We start from the raw sequence: 16,889 nt of genomic DNA on the forward strand, positions 1-16,889 counted from the left end.
GCCATGCTGCTGACCATCGACGTGGGCAACACCCACTCCGTCCTCGGCCTCTTCGACGGCGAGGAGATCGTCGAGCACTGGCGGATCTCCACCGACGCCCGCCGCACCGCCGACGAGCTCGCCGTCCTCCTCCAGGGCCTGATGGGCATGCACCCGCTGCTCGGCGACGACCTGGGCGACGGCATCGAGGGCATCTCCGTCTGCTCCACGGTGCCCTCCGTCCTGCACGAGCTGCGCGAGGTCACCCGCCGCTACTACGGCGACGTCCCGGCCGTCCTGGTGGAACCGGGCGTCAAGACCGGCGTACCGATCCTCATGGACAACCCCAAGGAGGTCGGCGCCGACCGGATCATCAACGCCCTGGCGGCCGTCGAGCTCTACGGCGGACCCGCGGTGGTCGTCGACTTCGGCACGGCCACCACCTTCGACGCGGTCAGCGCGCGCGGCGAGTACGTCGGCGGCGTGATCGCGCCGGGCATCGAGATCTCCGTCGAAGCGCTGGGCGTCAAGGGCGCCCAGCTCCGCAAGATCGAACTGGCCCGGCCGCGCAGCGTCATCGGCAAGAACACCGTCGAGGCCATGCAGTCCGGCATCCTCTACGGCTTCGCGGGCCAGGTCGACGGTGTGGTGCAGCGGATGGCACGCGAGCTGGCCGAGGACCCGGACGAGGTGACCGTGATCGCCACCGGCGGGCTGGCCCCGATGGTGCTCGGTGAGTCGTCGGTGATCGACGCGCACGAGCCGTGGCTCACCCTCATCGGTCTGCGGCTGGTCTACGAGCGCAACATCGCCCGCTCGTAGCGGGAGCGGCGCCCGTCCGCCGTGGGGCGCCGGGCCGGCCCTCGCCGCCCTGCTGGACGCCGGGTACCCGGTGGCGCGGCTCGCTGCCGCGCCACCGTTCACGAATTAAGCGGCTTTTGTCGAAAACGGTCGTAAAGTCGCCATATGCCAATGCCAAACGGAACCCGCGGCGGCATGGCGTTCAGCGCCGATGAGTTGCGTGTGCTCCGTCGCGCCCTCGCCCATGCCCTTGAGAAGACGTCCCACCCCGCCCCGCTCGACGCCCTCGGGCCCGAGTGGTCACAGGACATCCAGGAATATCTCCGGCTGGCCGAGGCGGTGGACGAGGCGGTCCGCGAAGGCGGCCGGCTGCGCGCCTTCCTCCTCGCCGACCTCGCCCGCTACCGCGCGGCCCTGCCCGGCTCGGCGGTCGGCTACCTCGCGCAGCTGACCGAGGCGCTGGCCGCCGGCCATGTCCCCGGCCCCGACGACCTCGCCGCCCTGCGCTCCCTGTGCGCCCGGCCGGCCACGATGGCCGAATGCGAGCGCCGCAAAGCCCTGCTGCGGCACTGCGAGCAGCTGGCCGAGCACTCCGTACGGGCCCGGCTGCGCGCGCTCCCAGGCGGCCGCTCGGCCGCTCTCAGCGGGCGCGAGCGCGAGCGCGAGCCCGACCGGGAGCCGGAGCCGGAGCCGGAGCGCAAGCCGGAACCCGCCCCCGCGCCGCAGCCGAAGGAGCCCCGGCCGGGCCGGCCGATCCCGACACCGGGCGAGGTGTTCCCGCCCCGCCGCAAGCCCGCCCCGCCCCCCGAGAGCCGCACCGCCTGAGCGCTGCGTACCCTCGAAGGGTCACACCCTTAAAGGAGGCCGAACGGCATGGAATACGTCGCAGCGCTGCTCCCGCCCGTGGTGATGGCCGTGGCCTTCACCGCTCTGATCGTGACCATGGTCAAGAGCCAGGGCGGGGCGAACAAGTCCAAGGAGGACGCCGCCGTGGACGCCGTGCTGGCCCGCGCCGAGGCCGCCGCCCAGGAGCCCAAGGCGCACGGCGCCTGACCCCCGCCGCCTTTCGGCGGTCCGCGCGCACACTACGACCCGGGAATGACCATCCCGGGTCGTATGTCCTTTTTCCGGCACAAACGCCACGAGATCAACGGGCATTCACGACATCTCCCACTATTCTTCTTGTGTGCCGAGACGCTTGGGTGATCTGGAAGACGCGGTCATGACGCGGGTCTGGGAGTGGAACCGCCCGGTCACCGTTCGAGAAGTCCTGGAAGATCTCCAGAAGGAACGGTCGATCGCCTACACAACCGTCATGACCGTATTGGACAACCTCCATCAGAAGGGCTGGGTGCGCCGCGAAGCAGAAGGCCGCGCCTATCGATATGAGGCGGTCTCCACTCGCGCCGCCTACGCGGCCGCACTGATGAACGAGGCATGGTCCGCCAGTGACAACCCCGCGGCCGCTCTTGTGGCCTTCTTCGGCATGATGTCGCCGGAACAGCGCCAGGCCTTGCGCGATGCCGTACGGATGGTGGAAGTCGACGAACCGGCGGAAGGCGCGGAACAACAGGCACAAGAGGCCGCGCCGGCCGAAGAAGGCGAAGCGGAAGCGGCACCGCAAGGGGCCGGGGAAGCCGGATCCGCCGAAGGGGATGAACCCGGGGCGAACGCCACCGGCAAGGGGCGATAGCGTCCCGGCATGCCTCCGCATTCAAAAGGCCTCACCGTGCGCCGCGCCAGGACCAGCGATGTTCCGGCCGTACGCCGCCTCATCGACGCCTACTCACGTGACGGGATCCTGCTCGACAAAGCCACCGTCACGCTTTACGAGGACATCCAGGAGTTCTGGGTCGCCGAGCGCGACGAAGACGCCGAGGTCGTCGGCTGTGGAGCGCTGCATGTCATGTGGGAAGACCTGGCGGAGGTCCGCACTCTGGCCGTGGATCCGCGGCTGAAGGGGTCGGGGGTCGGCCACCAAGTCCTGGACAAGCTGCTGCGCACCGCGAGCTGGCTGGGAGTGCGGCGCATTTTCTGTCTCACCTTCGAAGTCGACTTCTTCACCAAGCACGGCTTCGTGGAGATCGGCGATGCCCCGGTAGACGGTGATGTCTACAGTGAGCTGCTGCGTTCCTATGACGAGGGCGTTGCGGAGTTCCTGGGCCTCGAACGAGTGAAGCCCAACACCCTGGGTAACAGCCGGATGCTTCTGCACCTGTGATGAGTGTTCTATGTCCGAATCGCTCCCCTATCTCATGGCTACGGAAGCATGCGTTCCCCGGTCTGTGGGCAAGTGAACCCTACCCAAGGGTTTGTGTTTTTCCCGGAAAAGCGGTTTGCTTTCCGTCGTAATCCGCATTCGATGAAAGGGAAACCGGTGGCACAGAAGGTTCAGGTTCTTCTTGTCGACGACCTCAACGGTGGCGAGGCGGACGAGACGGTGACGTTCGCTCTCGACGGCAAGTCCTACGAGATCGACCTCTCCGACAGCAACGCCCAGAAGCTTCGCGAGTCGCTTGCCGACTTCGTGAAGGCGGGCCGCCGTACCGGTGGCCGCGCTTCTTCCGGTCGTGGCAAGTCCCGTGCGGCGGCTTCCGGCGGCAGCCAGGACACCGCGAAGATCCGCGCGTGGGCGAAGGAGAACGGCTACAACGTCAATGACCGTGGCCGTGTCCCCGCCGACATTCGCGAGGCATTCGAGAAGGCCAACGGCTGATCGGCGTTCGCGCGTTCCGTTTGGGCATTACGAGCATGCAACAACCGGGCACGGTGGCACTCGGTGGCCGCCGCGCTCACGAGACGTACGAGGTCGGGGGCGCCCCCGACGTCCCCGATTCCTGCTCCCGGCCCCGTGGTGGGCAGGGAATTCTCCGCCTCGTACTCGGGTCGGGGAGGCCGCACCCACCCCGCGGCCTCCCGCGAGCCGAATCCGTATGACAGCGCCGGACTGGTGGGGAACGCCGGTGCGGGCATCCGGTCTCCGGTCCCTCGCGCCGTAAGATCCGGCGCGAGCGCACCCCACTCCAGCCATTCCAGGATTCCCGGGAGTTCCTCGGCGCCGCCGGCTGCGATGAAGATGAGCAATTTCGGCCGATTACCCGGCCGATTCCCGTCGCGTCCGGTCCGAAGCAGTGCCACCGGTCCGGTGCACCGCAGCCGGCGCAGTACGGCGTACCCCGCACAGGCGGGCATCTCCAGGACGTCGAAGCGCAGCCCCGTCAGCAGTTCCACCGGTTCCGTTCCGGTGGTCGGCCAGCCCATTTCCTCCTCGTACCACCGGCGGACGGTGGCGAGGGGGCTGCGGGGGCGCGGAAGCACGCGGGCCATGCCCGGTGCAACTCCCGAACACTCAGGAAGTTACGGCTGAAGTTACGCTGTGTAGAGGTGTGGATACGTTCCGTTTCGCGCGAGCGGTGCGGCGGCGCAGGCGAGGGCGTGCGGATGTTCGCCCGTAGCGGATGGAAGCGGCTTATGCCGCATGGAGTGTCAGTGGCAGCGGGTAAGACAGTCTCAGTGGGAAGAGACCGTGTGACCGGCGCCCGAGGCGTTTCGCCCCGGCTGGTGGCCGACGGCGGACGGCGTGTCGGTACACGGCGCGTTCGCCACGGGCGTAGTGGCAGAGGGCGTATATGCCTGGCCTGCGGGAACATCGTCTCGCACCATCGAGTTGGAGCAGATGTCAGCTGTTCGGCAGTAAATTTCCCCGCCGGAGCGGGGGTGATCCGGACGGGTGTCGGCAGTTGGAATGAGCTGTCCCGCCCCGCGGGACTAGCATGCGGAAGGACAGGGAGGGGACCGACCCCTAACTGCCTGACCGCTCTGAGGAGCGATTAACGATGTTCGAGAGGTTCACCGACCGCGCGCGGCGGGTTGTCGTCCTGGCTCAGGAAGAAGCCCGGATGCTCAACCACAACTACATCGGCACCGAGCACATTCTCCTGGGCCTGATCCATGAGGGTGAGGGTGTCGCCGCTAAGGCCCTGGAGAGCCTCGGGATTTCGCTCGAGGCGGTCCGCCAGCAGGTGGAGGAGATCATCGGGCAGGGCCAGCAGGCCCCGTCCGGGCACATTCCCTTCACCCCCCGTGCCAAGAAGGTCCTGGAGCTGTCGCTCCGCGAGGCCCTCCAGCTCGGCCACAACTACATCGGTACGGAGCACATCCTGCTCGGCCTGATCCGCGAGGGCGAGGGCGTCGCCGCCCAGGTCCTGGTGAAGCTGGGCGCCGATCTCAACCGGGTGCGGCAGCAGGTCATCCAGCTGCTCTCCGGTTACCAGGGCAAGGAAGCCGCCACGGCCGGCGGCCCCGCCGAGGGCACGCCCTCGACGTCCCTCGTCCTGGACCAGTTCGGCCGCAACCTGACGCAGGCCGCTCGCGAGACCAAGCTCGACCCGGTCATCGGGCGCGAGAAGGAAATCGAGCGGGTCATGCAGGTGCTGTCCCGCCGTACCAAGAACAACCCGGTCCTCATCGGCGAGCCCGGCGTCGGCAAGACGGCGGTCGTCGAGGGCCTGGCGCAGGCCATCGTCAAGGGCGAGGTGCCCGAGACCCTCAAGGACAAGCACCTCTACACCCTCGACCTCGGTGCCCTGGTCGCCGGCTCCCGCTACCGGGGTGACTTCGAAGAGCGCCTGAAGAAGGTCCTCAAGGAGATCCGCACCCGCGGCGACATCATCCTGTTCATCGACGAGCTCCACACCCTGGTGGGTGCGGGCGCCGCCGAGGGCGCGATCGACGCCGCGAGCATCCTCAAGCCCATGCTGGCGCGAGGCGAGCTGCAGACCATCGGTGCCACGACGCTCGACGAGTACCGCAAGCACCTGGAGAAGGACGCGGCCCTGGAGCGCCGCTTCCAGCCGATCCAGGTCGCGGAGCCGTCGCTGCCGCACACCATCGAGATCCTCAAGGGTCTGCGGGACCGCTACGAAGCGCACCACCGCGTCTCCATCACGGACTCCGCGCTGGTCGCCGCGGCCACCCTCGCCGACCGCTACATCTCCGACCGCTTCCTGCCGGACAAGGCGATCGACCTGATCGACGAGGCCGGCTCCCGGATGCGCATCCGCCGGATGACCGCGCCGCCGGACCTGCGCGAGTTCGACGAGAAGATCGCCGATGTGCGCCGGGAGAAGGAGTCCGCGATCGACTCGCAGGACTTCGAGATGGCCGCGGGCCTGCGCGACAAGGAGAAGCAGCTCCTGGCCGCCAAGGCGAAGCGGGAGAAGGAGTGGAAGGCCGGCGACATGGACGTCGTCGCCGAGGTGGACGAGGAGCTGATCGCCGAGGTCCTGGCGACGGCGACCGGCATCCCGGTCTTCAAGCTCACCGAGGAGGAGTCCTCCCGGCTGCTGCGGATGGAAGACGAGCTGCACAAGCGCGTCATCGGCCAGAAGGACGCCATCAAGGCGCTCTCCCAGGCCATCCGCCGTACCCGTGCCGGCCTGAAGGACCCCAAGCGTCCCGGTGGCTCGTTCATCTTCGCCGGTCCGTCCGGTGTCGGTAAGACCGAGCTGTCCAAGACGCTGGCGGAGTTCCTGTTCGGCGACGAGGACGCGCTGATCTCCCTCGACATGTCGGAGTTCAGCGAGAAGCACACGGTCTCGCGGCTGTTCGGTTCGCCTCCCGGCTACGTCGGCTACGAAGAGGGCGGCCAGCTCACCGAGAAGGTGCGCCGCAAGCCGTTCTCCGTCGTGCTCTTCGACGAGGTCGAGAAGGCCCACCCGGACATCTTCAACTCGCTGCTGCAGATCCTGGAGGACGGTCGCCTGACCGACTCCCAGGGCCGGGTCGTGGACTTCAAGAACACGGTCATCATCATGACGACCAACCTCGGCACCCGGGACATCTCCAAGGGCTTCAACCTCGGCTTCGCGGCCCAGGGCGACACCAAGTCCAGCTACGAGCGGATGAAGAACAAGGTCAACGAAGAGCTCAAGCAGCACTTCCGCCCCGAGTTCCTCAACCGTGTCGACGACACCGTCGTCTTCCACCAGCTGACCGAGGACGACATCATCCAGATCGTCGACCTCATGATCGCCAAGGTGGACGAGCGGCTCAAGGACCGCGACATGGGCATCGAGCTCAGCGGCGAGGCGAAGTCGCTGCTGGCCAAGCGCGGGTACGACCCGGTGCTCGGCGCCCGTCCGCTGCGCCGCACGATCCAGCGCGAGATCGAGGACGCCCTCTCGGAGAAGATCCTCTTCAGCGAGCTGCGTCCGGGCCACATCGTGGTCGTCGATGTCGAGGGCGAGGGTGAGACCGCCAAGTTCACCTTCCGCGGCGAGGAGAAGTCGGCGCTGCCCGACGCCCCGCCGATCGAGTCCGCGACCGGCGGCTCGGGCCCCAACCTGAGCAAGGACGCGTAAGGCACCGCGCGCCGCGCGTACCTCTCGCACACGGCACTGCCCCGGAACCGTTTCTCACGGTTCCGGGGCAGTGCCGTTGTTGCGTGCGGCCCGGAAAGGCGGCGCCCCCTTCACATGGCTGTTTTCGGACAGCTGTGCCGACGGGACCGGTGTCCGGCCGCTACATCCGCACGAGGCGAATGCCGTCGGGAACGCCGCGCACCGGCGGAATGCGACGGCCGATCCGCAGGGTGTCCAGTTCCGGAAAGGCGGACAGCCATTCCATGGAAACGCCCAGATCGTAGGCGAGCCACAGCCGGGTCAGGCCCTCGGCCGGGGCGATGCCCTCGATGAGCTGGCCGGGGGTGAAAGGCCCGGCGATCTGCAGATGCGGGCGGCCGCCCAGCCGGCGCAGGGCATGCAGTTCCGCCAGATCGGACACCGGAAAGTACAGCTCGGCCGGATCGAGGTGGGCGATGATCTCGCGGGCGTAGCGGGCGGTGTCATGGCGCCGCCAGGCCCCGGCGAGCTGCGCGCGGATATCGTGATGCGCCCGCTCGCGCAGGCCCGCCAGATAGTCGATCGCCATGTCGTCGGCGATCGAGGTGGCGGTGATCGCCAGGAGATGGGCCTCGCTGTCGGGGACATGGGTGGGGTCCGGGAGCATTTCCAGCACGATCGGCCCGATCCAGCCCAGGGCGCGGGCCGCGGCCGGGGTGCTGGGCCGCACCATGTCGCGGGTGAAGCGCCGCACCCGCGCCCGGACCGCCGGATCCAGCTCGGCCGCATGCTCCAGACAGGCCGCCGCCAGCAGCTTGCGGTGCCGGGCCTCGGCGGCGCGTACGCCCGGGTGCGGGGCGAGCAGCCCGTCCAGGAGGGCCGCGCACTCGTCGGGGCGGGCCAGCGCCACGGCCATCCGGATGACGTCCTCCCAGTCGTCGTGGTGCGCATGGTCGAGGAGCAGCCCGAAATCGTGCCGCTGCACGGTCGCGCGGGCGGCGAGATAGTCCTGGAAGGTGCGGTGGACGAAGTCGACGGTCCCGGGGGTGGGCTCGCGCAGCAGCCCGGTGCGGTTGAGCAGGTGCCGGAAGACCTCCTCGGAGCCGCCCTGGCGGGCCGCGTCCGGGATCGCGGGCAGATGCCGGGCGAGCGTTTCGACCGCGGTCGCCCGGTCCATCTCGGAGCGGCCGTTGACCAGCATCCAGTGGGCCAGCTTCTGCAGCAGCTGGATCTTGGGCTGCCGGGTCAGCTCGACACCGTCGGTGGCCACCATCGCCCGCTCCCGGTCCCGGCGCTCCAGCAGCATCGACAGCGCCGCGTCGTAGAGCTCCTTGCGGCCGTTGGGCAGATAGCCGCGGCGGTCGCGGTGCAGGGCGCACAGCAGCCCGCACATCAGCGGATTGGTCGCCAGCCGCCCCAGATCGCGGGTGATCCGTACGGCATTGAGCAGCGTCCGCTCGTAATGGCCGAGCCGGTCGAGGTCGGCCGGGCTCTGCTGGGCCGCGGCACGGTGCCAGCGCTGGATGAACGCGGCGACGTCCTCACGGTTCATCGGGGCCAGCGACAGCTCGCTGAACCCCTCGCCGGCGAGCCAGCTGCCGGGCACGGCGGACGGCCGCGAGGTGACGATCCAGACGTTGCCGGGGTAGCGCGCGGTCCATTCGACGAGCTTGCGGCGCACCGCTTCGCGGTCGCTCTCGGGAGCCTCGTCGATTCCGTCGATCAGCAGCAGCGCCCGGCCCGCGTCGAGCACCCGCTCCGTCCAGCCGGCCGGCGCGTCCTCGGCCTCCTGGTAGCCGACGGCGCTGAGGAACGTTCCGGGGGCGGGCAGCCCCGCACGGGCGAAGCGGCGTACGGGCAGCAGGAAGGGCACCCGGCCGCGCAACTCCGCCAGCGCCTCGGGCAGTTCCCCGCGGGCGGTGGCGACGGTCAGCCACTGCAGCAAGGTCGTCTTGCCCGACCCCGCCACCCCACGGACCAGGACCTTGCCGCGGCCGGACAGCGCCTGCTCGGCGGGGACCGGCGGGTCGTCCTGCCCGGCGGCGCCCGGAGTGGCGGCCTCGCCGTCCTGGGGGCCGGGCTCGCACTGGAGCCCCAAGTAGGCGGCGTCCAGCGGCCAGCTGTCGGGGGAGTGGGTGAGATCGATGCCGTAGATCGTGAGGTGGTTGTGGAGGGCGGCGGTGGCCCGGGCGTAGCGCGCCTCGAAGGCGGCGTCCCGGGAGGTGGTGTCCTCCGGGGCGGGCGGCGGGGTGCGCGGGGCGGCGCTGCCATGGCCGTCGATCAGGCCGGCGAGGGTACGTGTCTGCTCGACGAGCGTGTGTGCCACGTACGGCGAGCGCCGGGTCAGGAAGTGGAGGATGTGCAGCGCAGCGGCGTCCAGCAGCAGGCCGTGCAGCTGAGCGGCGTCGGGGGTCAGGCCGCGGGTGGCTCCGGGCACGGCCTCGCACAGTCGGCGGGCGAAGGCGGCGGGCAGCAGGCGGACCGCGTCGGCGTCGTCCATCCCGGTGTCGGCCAGGGCCCGCAGGCTGCTGGTCAGGGCGGTGGTGAGGGCCTGGTTCGCGTCCCTGGCCGCGCCGCCCGAGGCCTGCTCGACGAGCGCCGCGGCGACGCCGGAGAGCCCGCGCTCACTCAGGGCCGGCTGCTCGCCGGTGAAGGAGAGCAGCCGGGAGAGGGGTACGGGCCGGTCGCCCGGCGCGGCGCCCGGCCCGTCGGCGAGGAAGAGCCGGCGGATCAGCGGATCGAGGGCCTGCGGGCTGAGGCGGGTGAGGATGGGCGTGGGATCCATGGGTTCCCCGTAACTGCGGTGCTGAGGAGAGGAGTTGAGGGCACCTGCTCGGGCCAGCCTAGGTGCGGGGGCGGGGGTAGCAGGTGACTTTGAGGTGGGGAGGGAGGGGGTGGCCGGGCGCGGGGCGGAGGTAGGAGAGGTGCAGCTCCTGGAGCTCGGGCAGCAGCTGCAGGGACGCGAGGTCGACGGGGGCGTCGATCACCCCGTAGAGCTGGAGCTTCCGGACGCCGGGGAATGCCGGAAGGGCCGAGGTCAGCAGGGTGCTCAGGCGGGGAGCGGGCTGGCGTGCATTATTGAGGATGCTGAGGGTTTTCACCTGGGGGAGCTGGAGGCCGGCGGGGATGCGGAGGGTGACCTCGGCGTCTGCCACGCCGAAGGAAAGCGTGTCCAGTGAGTTCAGTGCGGCCAGTTCGCCCCACTGCTCCTCGGCGAAGCCCTCGGTGAGGCGCTGCAGATGAAGGCTCTGCATATGGGGCCAGCGTTCCAGACCGGTGAATGCGGAGCCAAGGGGCAGACCGAGGGCCAGGTGCCGTAACGGGGCGTCCGCGGGTAGTGCTGCCAAGCCACCCGCTGGGAGCCGGGTGTACAGACTCAATTGGCGTATGTGGCGCAGGCGAGCGAGTCCGTGAGGAGTCGACAGGGGTTTGTCCGGGGGGCCGGAGATGCCCAGCCAGTCGAGGTGAAGGCCCGCGAGCGGTGCGACGCTTTCGACCCCGGGACACTGCCAGAGCGACAGCGTGTCCAGGGACGGAAACCCGTGGAGGAAGTCGAGTTCGCTGATCTCTGGATTGTCCGAGAGGTACAGGCCTTTGACCGGCTCGGGCATCAATGCGTCGTGGAGTTCGCGGGAGGTGAAGGGGCCGCTGACCGTGATGCGGGGGCGACCGCCGAGTGCTTTGAGGGCACGCAGCTCGGCGCGTGAGGTGACGGTGACGTTCACGCCGGTGTCGAGGTGCTGCATGATTTCCCGGGCATATCGGTCCGTATCGAAGTGCGGCCAGGCCAGGGCGAGTTGGAATTCTGCGAGATCGTTCCGATGGCCCCGGAAGCGCTTCATGACCTCCAGCGCCGCTTCCGAAGCAAGGAGTGCGGCAGTGGCCACCACCCCCTGTGCCTCATCGTCCTCCAGCCCCTCCGGCCCCGGCAGCAGCTCCAGCACCAGCGGCCCTACCGCGGCCAGCAACTGCGACTCCTCGCGGGTGCGCGGCGGCAGAATCGCCCGGGCGCGCTGATGCACCTCCGCCCGCACCCGCGGATCCAGCTCCGCCGCATGCTCCAGGCAGGCCATCGCGAGCAGGTGGATGCGCAGCCGGGCGGCCTCGTCCGCGAGACCGTCGCCCTGGGCCACCAACTCCCGGAGAATCTCCGCCCGTTCCCGTGGCCGCGCATGCGCCACCGCCATCCGGATCACGTCCTCCCACTGGGAGTCCTCCGCGTGCGCGACCAGCAGCCCGAAATCCCCGTCCTCCACGGCGGCCTTGGCGCCGAGGTAGTCCTGGAAGGTCCGGTGGACGAAGTCGACCGAGCCGGGCGTCGGTTCGCGGAGCAGACCGCTGCGCAGCAGCAGATGGCGGAAGACCGTCGCCGCGTCGCCCTGCTCCGCGGCGGCGGGTACGGCCGGCAGCGCCTCACCGATGATCCGCTCCGCCCGGTCCCGGTCGAGTTCCGTACGGCCGTTGCGGATCAGCCAGTAGGCCAGCCGCTGCAGAAGCTGGATCTGCGGCTCGTCGCTCAGCTCGATGCCCGTGGGGGCGCCCATGTCGCGTTCGCGGTCGCGGCGGGAGAGCAGCATGCCCAGGGCCGCGTCGTACAGCTCCTTGCGGCCGGTGGGCAGATAGCCGCGACGGTCCCGGTGCAGCGCGCAGATCAGGCCGCACATGAGGGGGTTGGTGGCGAGCCGGGCGAGGTCCTGTTTGGTGTGCACGGCGGCCAGGAGGGACTGCTCGTAGGCGTCGAGGCGTTCGGGGTCGTCGGCGTCGCAGCGGGCCGCGGCGTGCCAGCGGCCGATGAACGCGGCGACCTCGGTGCGGTTCATGGGGGAGAGCGTCAGCTCGCCGAAGCCGTCGGCGGCGAGCCAGTCGTCGCGGACGGCGGAGGGGCGGGAGGTGAGCATCCACAGGTTGTCCGGGAAGGCGTCGAGCAGATCGCGCAACCAGCGACGGGTCAGCTCGCGCTCGCGCTCGGGGATCTCGTCCAGGCCGTCGATCAGAAGGAGCGCCCGCCCGGAGGCCAGCACGCGGTCCGCCCAGCCCTCGGGCTGCGAGCCGGACACGGGGCAGCCGACGGACGCCAGGAAGCGGTCGGGGGTGGGCAGCGGCGCACCCTCGCGGGTGAGGGTGCGCAGCGGGAGGACGAAGGGGATGCGCCCGTAGAGGTGGGGGAGGGTCGTCTCACCGGGGGCCTTGGTGCAGGAGACGGCCAGCCACTGGACGAGGGTGCTCTTGCCGGAGCCGGCGACGCCGCGCAGCAGCACCCGGTTGCGCCCGGCCAGGGCCTGGTCGGCGGGGACGGGAAGGGGGACGGCCGGGCCGGTCCGGGGGCCGCCCTCCGCGTCCCAGGGGGCGCCGGCGGTGACCTCGCGGGCCGGGGCGGCCGTCGCCTCCAGGCTCATATACGCCGCATCCAGCGGCCACCGGTCCGGGGAGCGGGCGAGGTCGATGCCGTAGATGGTCAGCCGGCCGTGCTTGCGGGCGATGTACGCGAGATATCCGCCCTCGAACGCGGCGTCCGCGGCCCGCGGGGACGGATGCCGTGCGAGGAACTCGTCGATGAGCGTGATCAGGCTGTCCAGGCTCCGGCTCTGCTGGACCAGGGTGCGGGCCACGAAGGTCGACCGCTGGGTGAAGAAGTGCACGATGTGCAGGCAGGCGATGCCGAGCAGGGTGGCGTGCAGCAGCTCGCCGTCCCGGGAGAGGCCGCGGACGGCGTGCGGGCTCGCCGCCTCCAGGCGTTCGGCGAGGGCGGTGGCGCCCAAGCGGACGGCCTGTACGTCGTCCATGTCGAGGTCGCCCAGGCCGCGCAGCGTGCTGGCCAGGGCGTCGGCCACCGCCCCCTCCTCGTCCCGGGCCACCGGGCGCTCGCCGGGCCCGGCGGTCCGTAAGGCGCGGGCCACCAGCTCCGCCGCGATCTTGTGCAGGGCCTGGTCGGACAGGGTCCGCTGCTCGCCCTTGAAGCTGACCAGCCCGGAGATCCGTACCGGCTTCGCCACCAGCCCGGCGCCCGGCCCCGGCTTGGCGAAGAGCTTCCTGACGAGCGGTGCGACCACGCCGGAGGCGAGTCGGACACCCACTGCTGACGGGTCCATCGCGCGGTCCGCCCTCCCCCGTGGCCGGTGCTGTCGTCCGGCCAGGCTAGAGCGGATGCCGGGGCTCCGGGGTGGGGTTCGCCAGGTTCGTGGGCGCGGCGGCGGCGCCGCGAAAAGGTGTGGCACCGGTCACGGAATTCGCTGCCGTAATGCCTTCCGAATTGATTCCCGGGGGGCAGCGCGTAACCCGCGTCACAGCATTTCGAGTAGCCCAGGTCACAGCGAAAAGGCTTTTGATCTTGCCTGCTGGTGACATGGCGCACAGGCGATTTCGGTCCTACTAAAGAAATTAGGGGAAGCCGGGGGCGGTGGTTCGGGGGCTGCGGCGGGCGCGGGTGCGGGGTGGGGGCGAGATAAGCGCCGGGTGAGCTGTCGCCCGCGCAATGGAGGGGTAAAGGGCCTGTTCAGGGGGGCTTTAGTGGTCACTGACCACACCCGAGTTGTCCCATTTTGACGGTTTCGAGCAGGGCTCGGGCGCGGCGCCAAGGCCCGGATTTCATCGGCCTTTGATACGGGCCGGGTTAGTAGAAAGGCCCCTTGGCGGGGCGGCCCTGGCGGGTTACCAAGGTGTGGCGATCCCGGTCCGCAGCCGGGAAACCACATCAATTCTCTGGAGGGAAAACCCGCATGTCCAAGTTCACCGCTCTCCGCAATTCGAAGAAGTCCGCGCTGCGCAATCGCGTCGCCATTGTGGCCGCCGGTGTCGGCGTGACCGCCGCACTGGGCGCCGGTATCGCCACCGCCGCCGACGCCGGTCTGCAGCACCTCACCTCGGGTGTCGGTTCGGCCGTCACCGCGCAGGCCGACGCGCAGACCAAGTCCGTCGCCCATGCCAAGGCCGCCGCGGCCAAGGCCAAGAAGGACGCGGCCAAGAAGGCCAACGCCTGGGTCAAGCCGGTCGACAAGTACACGCTGGGCGAGCCCTTCGGCATCCCCGGCAGCCACTGGGCGCACAAGCACAGTGGTCAGGACTTCGTCGTGCCGACCGGCACCACGGTCAAGGCCGTCCACAAGGGCACCGTCGTCAAGGCCGGCCCCTGGGGTGGCGGCGACGGCCCGGCGTACGGCAACGCCATCGTGATCCAGCACGCGAACGGCACGTACACCCAGTACGCCCACCTGTCACGGATCGAGGTCCAGGTCGGTCAGCAGGTCGGCACCGGCCAGCAGATCGCCAAGTCCGGCAGCACGGGCAACTCCACCGGCCCCCACCTGCACTTCGAGGTCCGCACCGGCCCCGACTACGGGTCGGGCATCGAGCCGACCGGATTCCTGCGGGCTCACGGCGATGCCGTCTGAGCTGAGTCCGGCCGGACTGGCCGGCGGCTCGGCGGGTTGGCCGCCGTGACCAGTTCTGTGGCGACCTCGAGGATGGCCTTGCGCTTCTCCTCGGGGTCGCCCTTCACGTTCTGCATCGCGAACATGCCCGCGTGCATGGAGAACAGCGCTGTGATGCAGCGCACCTGATCCGTCAGCTCCGACTCGGGCTCGTTCAGGAGGCCGAAGAGCGTCAGCATCCGCTCCTTGAAGCCCTCGCCGATGCTCAGATCGCGCACCGCGGCCTGGTTCTCCTGCAGGAAGCGGAAGAACGGTCCGGCCGACCGCAGCGCCTCGCTGTAGCGGCGGATGACCTCCCGCTTGGTCTCCAGGCTGCGGGGCTGCTCCTCGGCCCAGGTGATCAGCTCGTCGATGGGCCTGGACAGGTCCTGGAACAGGCTGATGACGATGTCTTCCTTGGTCTTGAAGTGGTAGTACAGCGCCGCCTTCGTGACCTCCAGCTTTTCGGCGATCTCGCGCAACGACGTCTTCTCGTAGCCCTGTTCGGAGAACAGCTCCAGAGCGACGTCCTGAATGCGCTGGCGGGTGTTCCCCTTGCGCCCTTGTGTGCTCACGGTGCTCTCCTGCGTCGTCGGTACTGGTCAGAGGGCTGCCCCATCGGGCCGGAGAGAAACTTACTTGACGCCCGGCAAGTTGGCCCCTACCTTCAACACCGTACTGAACTAGCCGGGCGGCAAGTAAGTGGGAGTGGGTAATGGGGAAGTCGCAGTCTGCGACCCCGACGGGGGACGGACGGATATCGGCCTCGGCGGCCAGAGGGGACGCCGGGCCGGGCACGGGGGAGAAGCAGCCGGCCGGTGTACGGGTGGTGCTCTTCGCGCTGATGATCGCGATGCTGCTCGCGATGCTGGACAACATGATCGTCGGCACCGCGATGCCGACGATCGTCGGTGAACTGGGCGGGATGGACCACCTGTCCTGGGTGGTCACCGCCTACACGCTCGCGACCGCGGCGTCGACGCCGATCTGGGGCAAGCTCGGCGACATGTACGGACGCAAGGGCGTCTTCCTGTCGTCCATCGTGCTCTTCCTGATCGGCTCCGCGCTGTCCGGCATGGCGCAGGACATGGGGCAGCTGATCGGCTTCCGCGCGGTGCAGGGTCTGGGCGCGGGCGGGCTGATGGTCGGCGTCATGGCGATCATCGGTGATCTGATTCCGCCGCGGGAGCGCGGCAAGTACCAGGGCATGATGGCCGGGGTCATGGCCGTCGCGATGATCGGCGGACCGCTGGTCGGCGGCAGCATCACCGACCACCTCGGCTGGCGCTGGAGCTTCTACATCAACCTGCCGCTCGGCGCGATCGCGCTGGTCATGGTGACCGCGGTGCTGCATCTGCCGAAGAAGCGGTCGCAGACCCGGATCGACTACGTCGGCGCCGCGCTGCTCACCCTGGGCATCACCTCGCTGGTGCTGATCACCACCTGGGGCGGCACCGAGTACGACTGGCTGTCCGGCCAGATCATCGGCCTCGGAGTGCTCGGTCTCGTGGCGCTCGCCCTCTTCGTGCTGGTGGAGCGCAAGGTCAGCGAGCCGGTGCTGCCGCTGCACATCTTCCGTAACGGCAACTTCTCGCTGGTGACCGTGATCGGCTTCCTCGTCGGCTTCGTGATGTTCGGGTCGATGACGTTCCTGCCGCTGTTCCAGCAGACCGTGCAGGGCGCGTCGGCCACCAACTCCGGTCTGCTGCTGCTGCCGATGCTGCTCGCGATGATGGCGGTGTCGCTGTTCGCCGGGCGGGTGACCACCAAGACCGGCAAGTACAAGATCTTCGTCGTGGTCGGCGGTGGGCTGATCACCGCGGGCCTGGCGCTGCTGTCCCTGATGGACACCGGCACCACCCGCTTCACCTCCGGTGTCTACATGGCGGTGCTCGGCGCCGGTATGGGCTTCCTGATGCAGACCACGATGCTGATCGCGCAGAACAGCGTGGAGATGAAGGACCTGGGCGTCGGCTCGTCGTCGGCGACCCTGTTCCGTACGATCGGCGGCTCCTTCGGCGTCGCGATCTTCGGTGCGATCTTCACTCACCAGGTGCAGACCACGATGGCCGAGCGGATCGGCACGGCCGGTGCGAAGGTCACCGGCGCCGGGGCCCAGATGGACCCGAAGGGTCTGGCGAAGCTCCCGCCGGCGATCAAGGACGCCTACGACCACGCGGTGGCCGCCGGCACCCACCACGTCTTCCTGTGGGGCGCGGCGGTCAGCATCATCGGCTTCGCCGCGGCGTGGTTCCTCAAGGAGGTGCCGCTGCGCGGCGCCCCGGCCCCAGCTGCCGAGAGCCCGGAGGGTGGGGACGCTCCGGTGGAACGGGTGGCGGTGGCAGAGTCCGTCTGACCCGGC

13 protein-coding genes are annotated in these 16,889 nt (G+C 69.6%); 9 read left to right on the forward strand and 4 right to left on the reverse strand.

The features are described 5' to 3' along the window. The first annotated feature begins 3 nt into the window (after nt 1-3). The 6 genes from BKA18_RS20750 to BKA18_RS20775 all read left to right on the forward strand — a co-directional run bounded on the left by BKA18_RS20750 (nt 4) and on the right by BKA18_RS20775 (nt 3,496). Nucleotides 4-801, forward strand: a complete 798-nt coding sequence (locus tag BKA18_RS20750) for a type III pantothenate kinase (protein ID WP_366044181.1) — start codon at nt 4-6, stop codon at nt 799-801. 174 nt (nt 802-975) lie between these two features. Continuing rightward, complete coding sequence (locus tag BKA18_RS20755; protein ID WP_366044232.1) at nt 976-1,605, forward strand: hypothetical protein; 630 nt, start codon at nt 976-978, stop codon at nt 1,603-1,605. Between the two features lie 48 nt (nt 1,606-1,653). Further along, a complete protein-coding gene (locus BKA18_RS20760; protein WP_006604020.1) occupies nt 1,654-1,833 on the forward strand; it encodes a hypothetical protein in 180 nt (59 codons plus the stop codon). 169 nt (nt 1,834-2,002) lie between these two features. After that, nucleotides 2,003-2,473: a BlaI/MecI/CopY family transcriptional regulator gene (locus BKA18_RS20765; RefSeq protein ID WP_006604019.1), complete on the forward strand. Its 471-nt coding sequence runs from the start codon at nt 2,003-2,005 to the stop codon at nt 2,471-2,473. Nucleotides 2,474-2,482: 9 nt separating this feature from the next. Next, nucleotides 2,483-3,001 (forward strand): amino-acid N-acetyltransferase, encoded by a 519-nt coding sequence (locus tag BKA18_RS20770; protein WP_040898709.1) that lies wholly within the window; start codon nt 2,483-2,485, stop codon nt 2,999-3,001. 156 nt (nt 3,002-3,157) lie between these two features. Continuing rightward, nucleotides 3,158-3,496 carry a histone-like nucleoid-structuring protein Lsr2 gene (locus BKA18_RS20775; RefSeq protein WP_006604017.1) on the forward strand — a complete coding sequence of 113 codons (339 nt, stop codon included), beginning with the start codon at nt 3,158-3,160 and terminating at the stop codon, nt 3,494-3,496. Here the strand turns inward: BKA18_RS20775 and BKA18_RS20780 are convergent. Beyond that, complete coding sequence (locus BKA18_RS20780) at nt 3,427-4,107, reverse strand: SCO3374 family protein (RefSeq protein WP_366044182.1); 681 nt, start codon at nt 4,105-4,107, stop codon at nt 3,427-3,429. The genes BKA18_RS20775 and BKA18_RS20780 overlap by 70 nt on opposite strands. A 509-nt stretch (nt 4,108-4,616) precedes the next feature. Between BKA18_RS20780 and BKA18_RS20785 the strand changes: the two genes are divergently transcribed. Beyond that, complete coding sequence (locus BKA18_RS20785) at nt 4,617-7,142, forward strand: ATP-dependent Clp protease ATP-binding subunit (protein WP_006604016.1); 2,526 nt, start codon at nt 4,617-4,619, stop codon at nt 7,140-7,142. Between the two features lie 160 nt (nt 7,143-7,302). Here the strand turns inward: BKA18_RS20785 and BKA18_RS20790 are convergent, their stop codons facing one another. Further along, nucleotides 7,303-9,906 (reverse strand): NACHT domain-containing protein, encoded by a 2,604-nt coding sequence (locus BKA18_RS20790; RefSeq protein WP_366044183.1) that lies wholly within the window; start codon nt 9,904-9,906, stop codon nt 7,303-7,305. Between the two features lie 58 nt (nt 9,907-9,964). Then, nucleotides 9,965-13,195 (reverse strand): NACHT domain-containing protein, encoded by a 3,231-nt coding sequence (locus BKA18_RS20795; RefSeq protein ID WP_488169143.1) that lies wholly within the window; start codon nt 13,193-13,195, stop codon nt 9,965-9,967. A 642-nt stretch (nt 13,196-13,837) separates the two neighbouring features. On the opposite strand from BKA18_RS20795, the gene BKA18_RS20800 reads away from it, so the two are divergent. Beyond that, on the forward strand, nt 13,838-14,509 hold the full coding sequence (locus BKA18_RS20800) for a M23 family metallopeptidase (protein WP_006604013.1): 672 nt from the start codon (nt 13,838-13,840) through the stop codon (nt 14,507-14,509). On the opposite strand, the gene BKA18_RS20805 is transcribed toward BKA18_RS20800, so the two are convergent. Continuing rightward, nucleotides 14,491-15,102, reverse strand: coding sequence for a TetR/AcrR family transcriptional regulator (locus BKA18_RS20805; RefSeq protein ID WP_366044185.1), 612 nt, complete (start codon nt 15,100-15,102; stop codon nt 14,491-14,493). The genes BKA18_RS20800 and BKA18_RS20805 overlap by 19 nt on opposite strands. 140 nt (nt 15,103-15,242) lie before the next feature. Here BKA18_RS20805 and BKA18_RS20810 point away from each other — a divergent pair, with 140 nt between their 5' ends. Beyond that, nucleotides 15,243-16,883, forward strand: coding sequence for an MDR family MFS transporter (locus BKA18_RS20810; protein ID WP_366044186.1), 1,641 nt, complete (start codon nt 15,243-15,245; stop codon nt 16,881-16,883). The last annotated feature ends 6 nt before the right edge of the window (nt 16,884-16,889 follow it).

The organism is Streptomyces auratus (genome assembly GCF_050433025.1).
Lineage (GTDB): Bacteria > Actinomycetota > Actinomycetes > Streptomycetales > Streptomycetaceae > Streptomyces > Streptomyces sioyaensis.